Consider the following 15,283-nt stretch of genomic DNA (forward strand, 5'->3'; position numbering starts at 1 on the left):
GCTGTCTGATATGAGCAACAAATCTTTATCGTTTCGAGCCTTTAATGGAACGCTTGCGCGTCTAGATCGCAAGCGAACGATATCGGTATATCCCTTCGCTGCTGGCCGACAAATTAAGCCCGCTTAATTAGCAACGTGCTAAATAAACGAAATGCCGGTTTGCTTTATTAGGCCATCCCATGCGATCGAGGCGGACCTGCGGTCACTGCCTGTGGGTGCGTGTCGCCTCATTGTTAGAGCGGAAGAATTTTCGAGTAGGTTTGTCGCGAGCCGACGTGGAGGCGTTATTTTTGACGCTTTGGCCTTACTGAAAATTGGCTAATCGCCGTTGCCGCGAACGTTATTGAAAATCTCGGCAGCTAAATGTTCGTGAGCGGCGGAACGGAACGATTGGTCGCCCATTACGCGCGAAAAGATTTCCTCATTGCCTTCCATGCGTTCGATGAACAGTTCGTCCATTACGCGTTCGAGATACGATTTGAAATTAGGCCACGTATTGGCTTTTGCCGCTTCGCTGATTTTGTCGTCCTGTTCGGCGGAGACACGAATCTGATCGAAGAAATACTGGTCCGCTTCGGTGAAATTAGTGCCGAACCGTTCGTTGAGTTTTTCGACGAGGGTCGACAACGGTACCTCTTGATCTTTGATGCCGGCGGTGCCGAGCTCTGTTGGGCCTTTGAGCGCATAAGGCTCGCCTTCTCCAAGCTCGATCGACCCGTCGGTAAGCTGTTGCATGCGGTAATAGCGCAAGACCACGTCGTCTTCGAGCGTAAACGGTGCGCCGTCGTCCGGTAGCGGCAGTTTTGTCATCAGGTTTCGGGCGAACGTATAGAACTTTTCCAGTTCGCTGTCCTGGTAGGGAATGATCTGCGATAGGAAAGAGTACAAATTACGAAAGGCGGTGAGCTGGCCGCGAAAGCGGGATTGCTCCTCCTCGCTCAGCTCGTTGAAGCGAGCAACGACGCGGTCGAGAACGCTCGACATCTGCTGATGTTCGCGCCCGCTATGTTCACGTTTGCGCAAGTACCAGATCGCCGCGAAAGCGCTGACGTCTTCCGGAGAAAACACGGCCCACTGCAATAGCTCGTGCTGTAGCTCGCTGAGCCGCTGCGGGTCGACATTGTCTTCGACCGGCGTGGTCTCGTAATAAGGTTTGAACGCCTGATAGATATCCGCTTCGTCGTTGACGAAGTCGAGGACGAACGTGCGTGCCTTGCCCGGCGCCATGCGGTTGAGGCGCGAGAGCGTCTGCACGGCCTGCACGCCGGCGAGGCGTTTAACCACATACATCGTTTGTAGCAGTGGCTGATCGAAGCCGGTCTGATATTTGTCGGCAACGAGTAGCACACGGTAATCGTCGCGCTCGAATGCTTCGGGCAGCTCCCGCTCAGGTAGCCCGTCGTTCATCGACACCTCGGTATACGAAGCGTCCCAGTCCGGGTCATCCACCGTGCCGGAAAAGGCGACCAGCGAGCGAATGCCTGTATAACCGTGATCTTTCACATACTTGTCGAATGCCTTCTTGTACTTCACGGCCGCCAAGCGTGAGCCGGTCACGACCATGGCACGCGCACGGCCGCCAATCTCGTGCATGACGTTCAGCCGAAAATGCTCAACGATCACGGATACCACCTGATCGATATTGACCGGGTGCAGCTCCATATAGCGCGAAAGTGCCTTCGCCGCTTTCTTGCGTGGCACCTCCGGGTCCGTCTCAGCCTGTTTTACGAGGCCGTAAAATCGCTTATAGGTCGTGTAGTTCGCCAACACGTCCATGATGAAGCGCTCTTCGATGGCCTGGCGCATCGAATATTCATGGAAGGGCGAGGTGCCGTTCGGTCCGGGCTCGTCGAACAGCGCTTTGGTTTTGAATTTGGGTGTGGCCGTGAACGCGAAAAAGCTGAGGTTGGGTTGACGCTTGCGCCGCGCCGCATCACGCAGCAGATTAGCCTTGGCATCATCCGATAACTCGTCGTCTTCCTCATCGGATAACTGTGCCGCGATGCTTGATTCGATGCCGGCCTTGTTCAGCATGCCGCGCAGTGCGCCGGCCGTTTCCCCGCTTTGTGAGGAATGCGCCTCGTCAACGATCACCGCGAAGCGTTTGTTGGCCGTATCGATCCGAAGGCCTTCGCCTTTTTCATCCAGCTTTTCGAGCGCCTGCGCGATGAACGGGAATTTCTGAATGGTCGTAATGACGATCGGCGTGCCCTGCGACAAAGCGCGCGCAAGTTGCTGGGTGTCTTCATCGATCTTTTCGACCACGCCCGTCTTATGCTCGAACTGATAGATCGTGTCCTGCAGTTGTGCATCGAGCACGCGGCGATCTGTCACCACGATCACCGAATGAAACACCTTGGCGTCGGTCGCGTCGTGCAGGCTGGCTAGTCGATGGGCGAGCCAGGCGATGGAATTGGATTTACCCGAGCCGGCTGAATGCTGCACCAGATAGTTATGGCCGGAACCGTGGGCCTGCGCATGGCGGACGAGTTGACGCACCGCATCGAGCTGGTGATAGCGCGGGAAGATCATCGTTTCTTTACGTACCGTGCGTATGCCCCGGCCCGCCGGCGTCTTGTGCTCGGCCACTTCCAGATGGATAAATCGCTGGAGAATATCCATAAGGCTCTCGGCGCGTAGCACTTCGTCCCACAGATAATGGGTTTTCCAGTTATTGGCGACCGGCGGATTGCCCGCACCGTGGTTCACCCCGCGGTTGAAGGGCAAGAAGAACGTGTCATCGCCTTTGAGCCGCGTCGTCATCCAGACTTCGTCCGGGTCCACGGCGAAATGCACGAGCGCGCGCTGTTTGAAACTAAACAACAGATCGCGCGGGTCACGATCCCGTTCGTACTGCCGGATGGCATCGGCTGCACGTTGCCCGGTCTGTGGGTTCTTCAGCTCGGCGGTCACAACCGGCAGGCCGTTCACGGCCAGCGTGACGTCGATGATGCAGCGCCGATGCTTACCATCTGGCCGTTTCAGGGCCGATGTAAACGCGACCTGGCGCGTGATCGTCAAACGGTTCTGCCGATAGCGCGCCGCCGACTCCGGGTTCATGCCCGAGTTCGGCTTGAAATATGCCAGCCGCAGCAGCTTGCCGTAACACTTGAACCCATGGCGTAGCACATGCAAAGAGCCCTTGAGCGCGAGCTCTTTGGTCAAGCTGTCCAGCACCGTCGCCGCGGTCTTGTCCGCGAGCAGGGTTTCGAGTTGTTCCCAGCGCTTGGGTTGGGATGCCTGAATAAAGGCGATGGCATCATCGGGAAACAGCGCCATCGCTTCGTCGTAGGCGCTTGGATCGCGTTTTTCGTAGCCGCCGCGGTCGATCAGCCCGGCCTCAATCGCCGTTTCGAAGTCGTGTTCGGTATGTGCCGGCATCGCTGTCCCCTGTCGATCGGCTTGATTCTGACGCGCCTGCGCCTTATATTTTTAATCAGCGACTAGAGGGCCGTTCCCAAAAGCGGCCTAACCCACGCGGTCTAGTCGTTCCGAACATTAAGGCCAGTGCTGGATATGCATATCCGCACTGGCCTTTATCTTTTCCCATATCTCCCAGACCTTGGCATCGTGCCATTTTTCCGGCGCCTCGGCCTGGTGGAGATAACGCCCCGCCATATACACCACCACATCGGCCAGCTGCAGAAACCGGCTGTGGTGGGATTGTGTGAAGTACACCGTATCCACGAGTCGCCCCAGCGGGCGGCCGTAGTGCATCGGCGTCTTGCCCGAGGTTTTGTACTCGGAGAAGTCGACCACTGAGCGAGCGACTTCGTCCTGCTCGTAATCGCCGAATGCGATACCGAGATCGTCGACCGAATCCAGATAGTCGCAGGCGCGCTCCAGAAAAAGCATCAGCCCCAACCGATATTCCGGCTCGGGATGCGTATATTTCCCACGATGACGATTCACGTCGATATGGATCAACCGGATCGGGATCGCGTTATCCACGAGAAACGTGGCCAGATAATCGAATAGCTGAACGCGTTCCGCCAGCTTGCGGCCCTTGAACGGGCCTTTGCCGTGGAACATCTCCTTGCCATGGAACTCGTTCGCCGTAGTGAGCTGGCTGCCGCCAAAGAAATTCGACTGAATCTTGGTCAGCGTTTCGTCCAGCTCCAGCACCTTTGCCTCGGGCACGAGCACGCCGCCAATCGTGAAGAACGGATTGGCTTCGCTGTACTTGTTTTCGTCAAAGTAAATTAAGTGCACGCGAGACTCTTGATCACTAATTAGGCAACGATTCACCGTTTACAACAGTCGTAATCAGCGCACTCCGATATTCTTTAAGACGAACTACCGATGTTTCGATTCGTTGCACTATCTCTCCGAAGCGGCGCTCTGCGTCCATTAGAAAATTGCTGATATCGTGGGCTTCTTTTGCCGGCGGCAACAGAGTCGGAATATTCTTAAGCTGTTGGCTATCTATTCCGCTGATCGTTACTTGCTTCGTAATAGCCAAGAAAAAAGCTCTGCCCACTTGAGACTGAAAGTAGTAAGAAAGGAATCTAGAATATTTTTCGGGATTTTTGATTCTTAAACGGATCATAGAGCTTTCGAAAAGATGTGGCTCGGATATGCTCTCGATTCTTACAGATTTTCCCGAGCCGTCGAAAACTAGTGATCGGCGAGCTATCAGGAAATCGCCTTCATGCAGTCCCCACTGCTTCACCTCGTCTTCGGTAGCTAGAACTCTATCTTCGGTGCCACCTTGAAAGCTCTCACTTCGGAATGCTTCGCCCATCTGTATGAATGGGACGCCGGAATTGTCGAACTGCTCCTTTGGCTTGTACAGACCGTTGATAGTTCTACATGCCATGAAGAAACGGAGTCGCCGCACGTTCCAATGTTCCGGGATTTCGCCAAGCCAATTTAGTCCGGAAGGTTTCATTTGTACGCCGGCGTCGAGGCCTTTAGTAACTGTTTGTGTAATAAGCGCTTGGCGTTTTTCGGCCAGCCGATCCAGAAGCGCGCGCTTCTTTTCGATTAGCGCGTCGATTCGTGCAGTCTTTTCGTCGAGAAAAGCAGCGATCCTTCGCTGGGTTTTTATAGGAGGTAGCGCAATGTAAGCGTTCTTCATTGCATGCTGTCCGAGCCCGAAGCGGGTGACTCCGTTCGCCGCGGTTTTAAACTGATTATTCAGTGGCGCTGAGCGGCATAGCCACGAAAGGTAATTACCGTCTAGCTTGTTGGTCGGATCAAAGATCGCTAAATGATAGCCACACAAGACGCCTGGCATGTCTTCGGTAACGAGTGCAGGGATGCCGATGTCGTCCCAACCTTCGCTATCTTTAGTGATGATAACTTGGCCGAATTGGAGTCGAAATTTTCGAATCTCCGCGGCAGTAGCGGAGCCTCGCATGAACTCCATGCTAGGAACGATTCGGTCGTTGTAATAAACGTCGGTGTAGTTGCAGAGCTCTACCGGGATTTCGTCGTCGGAAACCGTTTTATCGACATTGCTTGTTCGGATAGTGGCGAAAAACTTTAGCTTTTGTATATCCCAACCTTCGGGTAGGTCGCCATATGCGAGCTGGACAACGGACGGTATCGCTGTCATGTCGCCAGCTCTTTTAGTAAGTCTGCAATCTCACCTTCCAGCGCTGTTATATCGGCCTCTATGGCCTTTACCTCGCGCGGCGGTTTGTAGACGTAGAAATGCCGGTTGATCGGAATCTCGTAACCGACCTTCGTTTTCCCGTAGTCCACCCAGGCGTCCGGTACGTGCGGCAAGACTTCGCGCGCCATGTAGGCGTCGATATCGTCCCTAAAGGCCGCGACCAGCTCATCATTCGGCTTGTCCGGGCCGAAGCCCATCGGCAACGGTAGCGTCGTGTTATCTGGCAGCGGAATGTTTTCGGTATCCCGGAGTTCGCTATCCGGCTCCGGACGTCCCTTGCCGTCGTAGCAGATTTCGGCGTCCGGATCGCGTTCGCCGAGCGCGTTGAAGATCGCTTTCTTGAGCGGGGCGGCTAGTTTCACGTCGGGTTGTTGCGCTGCCTGTTTCAGGTCGTGCTCGAATGCCGCGCGATCCATATATCGCCCCTTCGCCTCTAGGCCGGCAAGGAGGGCACGGATATCGGCCTGCAATGCTTCACCGGCGGCGATCTCCTTGGCCGCGGCGTCTTTATCCTTGCGTTTCTTGGATTGCGCCAGGTTGGCGAAGGCGGTCTGGTCGTCGAGTCGGGCGATGCGTTCGGGCGTGGCTTCGAAGTTCATTCGCAAGGGCCGTTCGACGGTGACCTTTAGAAAGCCGAACTCGTGGTTCTTGAATATCCGCGAGACGACGCGGTTTTCGGTTTCGCCGCCGATGACGACGTCGGCCGTTTCGCCGTCCTGATAGCGGCCGTAGATCCGCGTGAGGTCGTTGATCTGGCCGTCGCCGATTTCGTGGCGCTTGTTGTTCAGGCTTTTCTTCATGCGCTGGGAAAAGCGTGTGCCGTCGATGAGCTGTACCTGGCCACGGCGTTCTTCCGGCTTGCGATTGGAGACGAGCCAGATATAGGTATAGATACCGGTGTTGTAGAACAGCTGATCGGGCAGGGCGACGATGGCATCCAGCCAGTCGTTTTCGATGATCCATCGGCGAATGTTCGACGGCCCAGAACCGGCATCGCCGGAAAATAACGGCGAGCCGTTGAATACGACCGCGATGCGCGAGCCTTCGCCGCCGTCATTCGGCGCGGCGTGCATCTTCGAGATCATGTGCTGTAAGAACAACAGCGAACCATCGTTGATCGGGGGCAGGCCGGCGCCAAAGCGACCGTTGAACCCATTTGTCTTGTGCTCGCGCTCCACGCCGCTCTTTTGGTCTTTCCACTCCACGCCGAACGGCGGATTGGCGAGCATGTAGTGGAACTGTTCGCCTTCGAAGCCGTCCTTCGTTTTACCGTCGCCGAGCGTATCGCCCAGGACGATATTGCTCGTTTCCTCGTCCTTGATGAGCATATCGGCACAGCATATCGCCCACGATTCAGGGTTGTACTCCTGGCCGAAGAGGGCGAGGTTGGCGTCTTCGTTCTGGGCGTAGATGAACTTCTCGGATTCCGACAGCATGCCGCCGGTACCGCAGGCCGGGTCGTAAATGGTGCGATAGATACCGGGCGTATAGACGTCCTGTTCGCCGGTGTAGACGAGATTGGCCATGAGGCGAATCACTTCGCGCGGGGTGAAGTGGTCGCCGGCCTCTTCGTTGGCCTGCTCGTTGAACCGCATCACCAGATGCTCGAACAGATAGCCCATCTGGAGGCTGTCGATCCGGTCCGGGTGCAGATCGAGTGTCGCCATTTCCTTCACGATCGTGAACAGGCGATTGCTGGAGTCCAGCTTCTCGATCTGCTCGGTAAAGCCGAACTGCTCGAAGATACTGCGTGCGATCGGCGAAAAGCCGTTGATATAGGCGACGAGGTTCGGCGCGATGTTGTCCGGGTCGCCTAGGAGCTTGTCAAAGGTAAACGGACTGATGTTGTAGAGCGCTTGCTTACGTTCTGGATCGGCCGCGCGTCCGAGCAGTTTGACCAGCGTGTCGCTATCGTAATTCTGAGCTTTTAGTTTTTCGTATTCGTCGAGGACGTAGTCTTTGCGTTCTTCGACAACGCAGTCGAGCCGACGCAACACCACCATCGGGAGCATGACTAGCCGATACTGCGGCGGCCGGTACGGGCCACGTAGCCGATTGGCGATTTCCCAAATTGCGCTTTTGAGTTGTTCGTGCGCTTGAACGTTCAATCGCGTTCCCCTTCGTCTAAGGCGCAAATAGCCGGCCGCATGAATGAATGCGGTGCCGGCATGAGTTAGCTAAATTCGCCAAGCAGTTTAGTAACTTGGCGCTTGCAGTGCGATGGGCCAAAAGGCTGAGACCAAAGCTAATCAGCCCAGGCTGGCCAGTACGTCTTCTCGAGCGGCAGCAGCGTCCGGGTCTTGGCATCGGCGTTTTCGTAATACTCAAGCAAGGCGCTGACGAGTTCGTCGAGATCCATGAGCATGAGCGGGATCTTGGCTCTGTCCGCTTCGTAGCGGGCGTCTTTGGTGAAGCCGCCGGTGCTGACGTACAAGCCCTTGTCGTTGTCGTGTCGGCCGCCGAGGAATGTCCGTAGTTCCTGTGCACCCATGGCGGTGCTGGAGCGATGTTTCACCTCAACAACGATGCGAGGCGATTCGAAGCCAAAGCCATCGGGTGAGGCCATGACGTCAATGCCGCGGTCCGCCCCAGTGGGCGATACTCGCGTTTTATAGCCCATCGCGCGGAGCAGGCCGGCGACGAGCTGTTCCATCTCGTTGGCATCCAGGCGATTCACGCGGTCCTTGATGAATTCGATAGCGCGTGATTTGGAGTCGGCGAGAATCGTATTCTCGTCTTTGTCCGCATCCTCTTCGTCGTTTTCAGGTGTCGCCGCTTGGCCGGCGAGCGCACGTTCGATTTCATCGGCTGCGGACTCAGACAAGCGGAAAAGCGTGAGCGTCGAGCCGAGGGTGTTTCGCGTTGCAACGGAGAGTTTGTCCCGTTCGACCACGCCGACCCAGGCAACCTTTCGGACGTTTGGATATTCGGGCAATAAGTCAGGTCTATGGAGATAGTCGCTTTCGACCGTACCTACGTGATAGATACGGCGGCTGGAGTCGTAAGTCACGACTCGGTCGCCCACGCTTAGACCGAGGCGGAATCTCTGGAGCTGACTGGACGAAGATCTATGGCGCCCGGTTGGCCAGTCTGGATACTCTTCGCGAATGGCTGATTCGATCGCCGATTTTTTGTCGTATTCGTCTAAGGTGCCTATGTCGCCCCACCCGATGCCGACTAGGCCCTTTTCTACGAAATCATCGGCCACGAGCCCGCCGCTGCCGGCGCGTACCATCCAAGAATTCGGGGGCATATAACTTTATCCTCTTAGGTGCGCGATACGGCGCGATTGGGGATATGTATAGTTTTCGGCGATTTCTATGCACGTTACGCGCGATGTGTTCCAACTCAGGCTGAAACTATGCATGTCGCCTCAGATTCGGGGCATATTTCGTCAGTTCGGCAAGGGAGCTGCTGAAGATTCTTCGGTAATTGCGGTTGCGACGAGCCGGCGAACACCTAAGTAATAGCTAGCTATTCAAGATCATGGCGGCCATCGAGCGGTTCGATCTATGAGCCCCCGGTCGGGATTATGGTCAAAGACCGCACCCCTTGCGCCCCGCGTACAAGCACGCCTTCAATATCCGCCGTGGCCGAGGGGCCGGTGTGAAAGACGGTATAGCGGGCGTTCACGAAATCGTCGCGTTGGTAGGCACGGTGCAGGTTGGTGACGATCTCGGCCGGGTCGAGCAGAACGACGAGGTGTTGGGCCAGGTAGGCGACGGCGTTGACGGTGAGTTCTTTCTCGGTAAAGCAGACGCTGCCGGTCTCGGCGACGCCGAAGGTCGCGCGCAGCACGGCAATATCGACGTCGTGCACGGTCGTTGGGTCGTCGTTTTCGCTGATGGTGCGATTGCCGGCCACTTCGGGCACGTTCGAGGCGATGACGGCGTCTTCGAACGGTTTGCCGAGTTTGTCGGCGAGCGCTTCCTGCAGGGCATCGTCCAGGTTCTGGCCCTCGGTGGGCGCATGCCAAGTGCCGCCCATGGTGGTCAGGCGTTCGGCGAATAGAGCGGCGAGGCCGTCGCGCTCCTGCGGGTAGCTTTCGTCGTAGCTCGGTACGGCCGGTGCGGGGGCGTTCATCGCCGGCTTGCCGGCACGGATGGCGCCGAGGATGTCGTCGCGTGCGCTCATTTGCCGTCACCCGCGGTTGTCGTCTTTGCCTGGCCGTTCAGGCGGTTGCGCTTGTACCAGTCGTGGAAGGTGCCGTTGTCCGGCGGGCTGGGCATCTCGCGGCCCTCGCCCCACGCGTTCATACGGTTGTAGAGCGCCCAGCGCGGCAAATGCTTGAGTGCGGAGTTCGTGGTCTTGATCGCGGCGCGATAGCCCTTGGGGCTGGCCAGCACCTTGCCGGCGGCAGTGAGCGCGGTCTTCTTGGTCCAGGGCAGATGTCCTTCCTCGGCGAGCACCTGGCGCCAGCCGAAGATCTGTTCATGGATATTGATCTTGACCGGGCAGACGTTGGTGCAGCTGCCGTTCAACGTGCTTGCGAACGGCAGGTTGGAGTAGCGGTGCGCGTCGAAGCTCGGGTTCAGGATCAAGCCGAGCGGGCCGGCATAGGTCGCGCCGTAGGACAGGCCGCCCGAACGGCGATAAACCGGGCAGGTGTTCATGCAGGCGCCGCAGCGAATGCATTTGAGCGACGACCAGAACTGCTTCATGCCCAGGCGCTTGGAGCGGCCGTTGTCGACCAGCACGATATGCATCTCGCCGCCTTGCTTGGGCGCTCGGAAGTGCGAGGTGTACTGGGTAATCGGCGAGCCGAGCGCGGAGCGCGACAGCAGGCGGATGAACACACCCAGATCCTCGGCCTTGGGGACGAGTTTCTCGATGCCGATGCTGGCGACGTGCAGGTTGGGCACGTTGGCCGACAGGTCGGCGTTGCCTTCGTTGGTGCAGACGACGAAGCCGCCGGTTTCGGCGACCGCGAAGTTGGCGCCGGTCATGCCGGCATCGGCTTCGAGTATCAGCGGGCGGGTGGCGTCGCGCTGGGCGCCGGCCAGATAGTGGGCGTCGTCGTTATCGGGATCGCTGCCGAGTTTCTCTGCAAACAGACTGGCCACGTCCGAGCGCATCTTGTGTACCGGCGGCACCACGATATGGCTGGGGTCTTCGCCGTCGAGCTGCTGGATGCGCTCGCCGAGATCGGTCTCGACGATCTCGATGCCCACGCTGTCCATGTAATGCCGGAAGCCGCATTCCTCCATGAGCATGGACTTGGACTTGATCACGCTTTTCACGTCGTGATCGTCGAAGATGTCGTGGACGATGCGGTTGTGCTCGGCGCCGTCGCGCGCCCAGTGCACGTGTATGCCGTTGGCCTTGGCGTTGGCCTCGAACTCTTCGAGATAGCTGTCGAGGTTGGTGAGCGTATGCGTCTTGATCTGGCTGGCCAGCTCGCGCAGCTCTTCCCATTCCTCGATGGTGTGGGCTTGCTTGTCGCGCTTGGTGCGCATGGCCCAGACCCGCGTGTCGTGGGACTTGGCGTGTTCCGGCGCGTTGAGGAACTGTTTGGCGGACCGCGCATGGTCCACGCGTTTGCCGTCGGCTGCCTTGGCCGGGCGTGGCTGGGGCTCGCGGGTGGCGGTCTTGCTCTGGATGGTCTCGGCAGGATCGGGCTGGTTCGTGCTCATTGGCTCGCCCCGTTGAGGATCTCGGCGATGTGCTTGAACTGGATCGGCGCGCCGATGCGTGCGCCGCAACCGGCCTGGTGCATCAGACAGGACGAGTCTGCGGAGACAATGTATTCGGCGCCGTTGCGGCCGTGATCGGCGATCTTGTCGCGGCCCATCTGGGCCGAGACTTCCGGCTCGGTTACGGAGAAGGTGCCGCCGAAGCCGCAGCATTCGTCCGGCCGGTCGATATCGACCAGTTCGATACCGGCGACTTTCTGGAGCAGCGCGCGCGGTTTGGAGAAGTATTCGCCGTGCAATTCGCTCGGCTTGCCGTGGCCGAGGTTGCGCAGCGTGTTGCAGGAGTCGTGGTAGCCCACGCGATGTTCGAAGCGCGCCCAGGGAAATGCATCGACCTTGAGCACATCGTGCAGGAACTCGACGAGTTCGAGCGTGTTCTCGCGAACGTGCTTCACTTCCGGCGTTTGCTCGACGGCGGTGAGGTTGTCGCGTACCTGATGCACGCAACTGCCGGATGGCGCCACGATCACGTCATATTTGGCGAAGTTCTTTACGAATAGCGCTTCGGTCGCCTTGGCTTCGTCGTGACAGCCCGAGTTGACCATGGGCTGGCCACAGCAGGTCTGGTCGAAAGGGTAGTCGACATCGCAGTCGAAGCGTTCCAGCAGTTCCAGGGTCGCGATACCCACGCCGGGATAGAAGGCGTCGATGAAACAGGGGACGAACAGTCCGATTCGCATGGGGTCTCCGGTAGTCGGCAGCGAGGCGCTAGCGACAACGTTGGCCTATCGCCACGCCAATCGAGCCGGCCGTGACGGCAGGAATCATTGCAATACGCACATGATAGCGAATCAGGCGTACCGCATGGCCATAGGCATAGACCATAGGCTGGAGCGTTGAAAAGCGCCGGGAAACTGGGGGCTATTTCGGCCCTAGAATCTCGTCGCGCTGGGCGCCTTGCGGCATGCCCTGCTTGATCGCGATCTTGCCGGCGTCGTTGCGATAGACCAGCCCCGGCGTGCCCTGAATACCCAGCGATGACATCAGGATATTGTTGTTGGCGACCTTCTGGCGCAGCTCTGAGGGGATGTCCTCCAGCGGCTCGATACCGCCGCGGCGGTAGTTGGCCTCGTGCTTCGCGAGCGCCTTGCTCGGATCATCCGCGCCGAGAATGGCCGCCGACTTGGCCGTGCTGGTCGGCTTGAGGATGCCGACCGGGATATGGCGCAGCTGGACCTTGCCGGCGTCCACCCACGGCCGCGCCGCCTGGTGGAACTTGTGGCAGTAGGGGCAGTTGGGGTCGGTGAAGACATAGATCTTGCGCGGCGCGTCGTCGTCGCCGTCGGCGACCCAGTTCGAGTCTTCCAGCGTCGGCCAGGCGCTTTGCAGGTCCGGCTTCTGGATTGCTTCGTCGAGTACCGGCTTGGTGACGTTGTTGCCTTCGGCGTCGAGCATGGTGCCGACGATCACGTGCTTGCCGTCCGGGGTGAGATAGAGCGCCAGCGGCCGGTTGCCGGCGCGGGCAGCAAAGCCCGTGAGCCCGCCCGGGCCCTTGAACTGCTTGACGATGGTGACGCCTTTTTCCTCGATGCTGCGGATCGGCGCCGGCCACGGCTGGGCCAGTACGGGCAGGGCTGCAAGCAGCAGGGATGACAGCGCGAGGCCGTGAAGAGCAAACCGGGCAAGGCGCGGCATGAAAGGCTCCTGAATCGAAACGGGTGCCCCGAAGGGCAGGCCGGCCAGTCTAGCGGATCGTTCGCGGTGCAGTCCCGGTGCGCGTTCGGTCGTTTGTTATGTTGCGCTGCGGCAAAATTACGCTAAAAATGCTCGAAACGTGCGAAGCCCCATGCTGCGGGGGTCCGCTGGGACTGAGCTCTGCTTCCGGTCGGCTTGCCACGCGGACATTCATGGGTCGTTCACCGCAAGGCACGGCAGGCTTGGGCGTTTTCGCTGTGCGGGCCATGCGCCTTGCAAGAAGGAACTGTAAACATGAAGCGACTACACGAGATGCGACACGACGGCGGCAGCCTGCTCGCCGGCCTGTTCGATCGTCAGTTTACGAGCGTGATCACCACCCAGATGGTGCCCACGATCTATACGCTCGGGCAGCTGCTGTCCGGCCTGGCGACGGTCTATGTAATCTTCTGGGCGTTCCAGCAGTCGTTGACGAGTGGGCTGGTCTGGCTGTGCCTGCTCGGGCCGGCGATGTTTCTGGCCCTGATCGTGACGATCCGGGTTTTGCTGGAGTTCGTGCTCACCGTGTTCCGGATCGCGTTCTTCCTCGAAGCCCTCGGTGGCCAGATCGAAAGCATCGCTGGCCAGACCGAGGAGATACACGAGGATCTGCCGCGGATACGCTTCTGGCGCAAGCCGCGGCCGAAATAACGCCGACACCCGCGGGCGTGCCGGCGCAGGGCAGCGGTTCTAGATGCCGCCGTCCACGTCGAGAAATGCCCCGCTCGTGAACTGGGCTTCGGCCAGATAGAGGATCGCCTCGGCGATGTCTTCGGGCTGGCCGACGCGGCCCAGCGGAATCACCGACTTGGCCTTCTCCGGCTTGTCAGGCAGGCCGCCGCTGGCATGGATTTCGGTATCCACCACGCCGGGGCGTACCGCGCTCACGCGGATCTGCTCGGGCGCGACTTCCTTCGCGAGGCCCTCAGTGAATGTGTCGATCGCGCCCTTGGAGGCGCCGTAGTCGATATACGTGTTCGCGCCGCCGCTGCCAGCAGCATGGCTGGCCGCCGACGACACGTTGACGATCACGCCGCCCGGGCCGCCGTAGGTGGTGCCCATGCGCCGAATCGCTTCGCGCGCGCACAGGAACGGGCCGACCACGTTCACGCTCATCATCCGGGCCACGCGCTCGGCCGACATGTCGGCCACCTTGGACGGCTGGTCGACAATACCGGCGTTGTTCACGAGGGCTGTGATGCGTCCGAGTTCGTCGTCCACGGTAGCGAACAGGCGCACGACGTCCTGTTCGTCGGCCACATCGGCCTGGATGGCGAGCGCCTTGCCGCCGTCTTTCTCGATTGCGTCGACGACGGCGTCGGCCGCCTCGCGGTTGCTGTGATAGTTCACCGCCACGGCATAGCCGTGCTTGGCGGCCATCAGGCAGGTGGCCGCACCGATGCCCCGGCTGCCGCCGGTGACGAGCATGATCTTGTCCATATCGAAAAACAGGTCTGGAGGTTTGCCGCCAGCCTAGACAAAGACGCGCCGTGCGCGCTAGCCGCGGATGAACATCAGTGCTGTCATTGCCAGCCCGATTACCACAATGCCGATGCGATGCCATTTCGGCGCGATGCGATAACCGAAAGACGCGCCGAGCCAGCCGCCGAGCATCGCGCCGCTGGCCATCAGCAGCGCGATCGGCCAGTCGATCAGCCCGAACAGCGCATAGACGGTGACCGATATCGTGGTCAGCGTGGCCGACATCACCGCCTTCATCGCCACCGAGGTCAGCAGCCGGCTCTGGCCGAGCAGTCCGAGCAGCGCGATGACGATGATGCCGACGCCGCCGTTGAAATAACCGCCGTATGTGCAGGCCAGGTAGAGCGCGATGGCTGCGACGGGCGTGGTCGCCTCGCGTGCCGCGAGTGCGCTCTTGATCCACGGCGCGGCGGCAAAAATCGCGGTGGCGGCCAGCATCAGCCACGGTACGATCGCAGAGAAGGCGCGGTCGCCGGTCACCAGTAGCAGTGCGGCGCCACTCACGCCGCCGGCGGCGGCGATGGCGACCATCGCAATCAGCGATAACGAGGCCGGTGGTTCCACGTCCTTGCGAAAACGAAACAGCGTGGTCGCATAGCCCGGCAGCACGGCCATCGCGCTAGTCGCGTTCGCGACCGTCGGTGGCAGGCCATGGAACAGCAGGGCCGGCAGGGTGATGAAGCTGCCGCCACCGGCCAGCGCGTTGATGGCACCAGCCGCGAGCGCGGCGACGAAGAGCAGAGCCAGTTCCAGCAAGATCAGTCCACAGGCGAGAAAGGCGGCACTCTAGCGTGCTCGCACGGTATTTCGCGCC

Annotated in this window: 12 protein-coding genes; 1 reads left to right on the forward strand and 11 read right to left on the reverse strand. The window is 59.4% G+C overall.

Annotated elements, in window-relative coordinates; genetic code table 11:
- Nucleotides 1-318: 318 nt before the first annotated feature.
- The 9 genes from SADO_RS09040 to dsbG all read right to left on the reverse strand — a co-directional run bounded on the left by SADO_RS09040 (nucleotide 319) and on the right by dsbG (nucleotide 12,948).
- Complete coding sequence (locus SADO_RS09040) at nucleotides 319-3,381, reverse strand: type I restriction endonuclease subunit R (RefSeq protein WP_353110851.1); 3,063 nt, start codon at nucleotides 3,379-3,381, stop codon at nucleotides 319-321.
- A gap of 117 nt (nucleotides 3,382-3,498) precedes the next feature.
- Entirely contained in the window at nucleotides 3,499-4,212 is a 714-nt protein-coding gene (locus SADO_RS09045; protein ID WP_353110852.1) for a DUF3800 domain-containing protein, read from the reverse strand.
- A gap of 16 nt (nucleotides 4,213-4,228) precedes the next feature.
- On the reverse strand, nucleotides 4,229-5,560 hold the full coding sequence (locus SADO_RS09050; RefSeq protein WP_353110853.1) for a restriction endonuclease subunit S: 1,332 nt from the start codon (nucleotides 5,558-5,560) through the stop codon (nucleotides 4,229-4,231).
- The gene (locus tag SADO_RS09055; RefSeq protein ID WP_353110854.1) at nucleotides 5,557-7,728 is read right to left on the reverse strand and encodes a type I restriction-modification system subunit M; all 2,172 of its coding nucleotides are present in this window, start codon (nucleotides 7,726-7,728) and stop codon (nucleotides 5,557-5,559) included. The genes SADO_RS09050 and SADO_RS09055 overlap by 4 nt, the downstream gene beginning before the upstream one ends.
- Before the next feature lie 137 nt (nucleotides 7,729-7,865).
- Entirely contained in the window at nucleotides 7,866-8,873 is a 1,008-nt protein-coding gene (locus SADO_RS09060) for a restriction endonuclease (RefSeq protein WP_353110855.1), read from the reverse strand.
- Nucleotides 8,874-9,130: 257 nt separating this feature from the next.
- A complete protein-coding gene (locus tag SADO_RS09065; protein ID WP_353110856.1) occupies nucleotides 9,131-9,754 on the reverse strand; it encodes a LutC/YkgG family protein in 624 nt (207 codons plus the stop codon).
- The gene (locus tag SADO_RS09070; RefSeq protein WP_353110857.1) at nucleotides 9,751-11,253 is read right to left on the reverse strand and encodes a lactate utilization protein B; all 1,503 of its coding nucleotides are present in this window, start codon (nucleotides 11,251-11,253) and stop codon (nucleotides 9,751-9,753) included. Before SADO_RS09070 ends, SADO_RS09065 begins: the two co-directional genes overlap by 4 nt.
- Nucleotides 11,250-11,993, reverse strand: coding sequence for a (Fe-S)-binding protein (locus SADO_RS09075; RefSeq protein ID WP_353110858.1), 744 nt, complete (start codon nucleotides 11,991-11,993; stop codon nucleotides 11,250-11,252). The genes SADO_RS09070 and SADO_RS09075 overlap by 4 nt, the downstream gene beginning before the upstream one ends.
- A 181-nt stretch (nucleotides 11,994-12,174) precedes the next feature.
- Complete coding sequence (gene dsbG / locus SADO_RS09080; RefSeq protein WP_353110859.1) at nucleotides 12,175-12,948, reverse strand: thiol:disulfide interchange protein DsbG; 774 nt, start codon at nucleotides 12,946-12,948, stop codon at nucleotides 12,175-12,177.
- A gap of 294 nt (nucleotides 12,949-13,242) precedes the next feature.
- Between dsbG and SADO_RS09085 the strand changes: the two genes are divergently transcribed.
- Nucleotides 13,243-13,638 (forward strand): DUF4282 domain-containing protein, encoded by a 396-nt coding sequence (locus SADO_RS09085; RefSeq protein ID WP_353110860.1) that lies wholly within the window; start codon nucleotides 13,243-13,245, stop codon nucleotides 13,636-13,638.
- A 39-nt stretch (nucleotides 13,639-13,677) separates the two neighbouring features.
- Here SADO_RS09085 and SADO_RS09090 read toward each other — a convergent pair whose 3' ends face one another.
- Together SADO_RS09090 and SADO_RS09095 are read right to left on the reverse strand one after the other, a co-directional pair.
- The gene (locus tag SADO_RS09090) at nucleotides 13,678-14,427 is read right to left on the reverse strand and encodes an SDR family oxidoreductase (protein WP_353110861.1); all 750 of its coding nucleotides are present in this window, start codon (nucleotides 14,425-14,427) and stop codon (nucleotides 13,678-13,680) included.
- 57 nt (nucleotides 14,428-14,484) lie between these two features.
- A complete protein-coding gene (locus SADO_RS09095) occupies nucleotides 14,485-15,225 on the reverse strand; it encodes a sulfite exporter TauE/SafE family protein (protein ID WP_353110862.1) in 741 nt (246 codons plus the stop codon).
- Between the last annotated feature and the right edge of the window lie 58 nt (nucleotides 15,226-15,283).

The sequence above is a fragment of the Salinisphaera dokdonensis CL-ES53 genome (genome assembly GCF_040361215.1).
Classification (GTDB): domain Bacteria; phylum Pseudomonadota; class Gammaproteobacteria; order Nevskiales; family Salinisphaeraceae; genus Salinisphaera; species Salinisphaera dokdonensis.

Excerpts from the sequence above, each read along its gene's own strand:
- SADO_RS09040 (WP_353110851.1), bottom strand. The coding sequence starts at position 3,381 with ATGCCGGCACATACCGAACACGACTTCGAAACGGCGATTGAGGCCGGG.
- SADO_RS09050 (WP_353110853.1), bottom strand. The coding sequence starts at position 5,560 with ATGACAGCGATACCGTCCGTTGTCCAGCTCGCATATGGCGACCTACCC.
- SADO_RS09060 (WP_353110855.1), bottom strand. The coding sequence starts at position 8,873 with ATGCCCCCGAATTCTTGGATGGTACGCGCCGGCAGCGGCGGGCTCGTG.
- SADO_RS09065 (WP_353110856.1), bottom strand. The coding sequence starts at position 9,754 with ATGAGCGCACGCGACGACATCCTCGGCGCCATCCGTGCCGGCAAGCCG.
- SADO_RS09070 (WP_353110857.1), bottom strand. The coding sequence starts at position 11,253 with ATGAGCACGAACCAGCCCGATCCTGCCGAGACCATCCAGAGCAAGACC.
- SADO_RS09075 (WP_353110858.1), bottom strand. The coding sequence starts at position 11,993 with ATGCGAATCGGACTGTTCGTCCCCTGTTTCATCGACGCCTTCTATCCC.
- dsbG (WP_353110859.1), bottom strand. The coding sequence starts at position 12,948 with ATGCCGCGCCTTGCCCGGTTTGCTCTTCACGGCCTCGCGCTGTCATCC.
- SADO_RS09085 (WP_353110860.1), top strand. The coding sequence starts at position 13,243 with ATGAAGCGACTACACGAGATGCGACACGACGGCGGCAGCCTGCTCGCC.
- SADO_RS09090 (WP_353110861.1), bottom strand. The coding sequence starts at position 14,427 with ATGGACAAGATCATGCTCGTCACCGGCGGCAGCCGGGGCATCGGTGCG.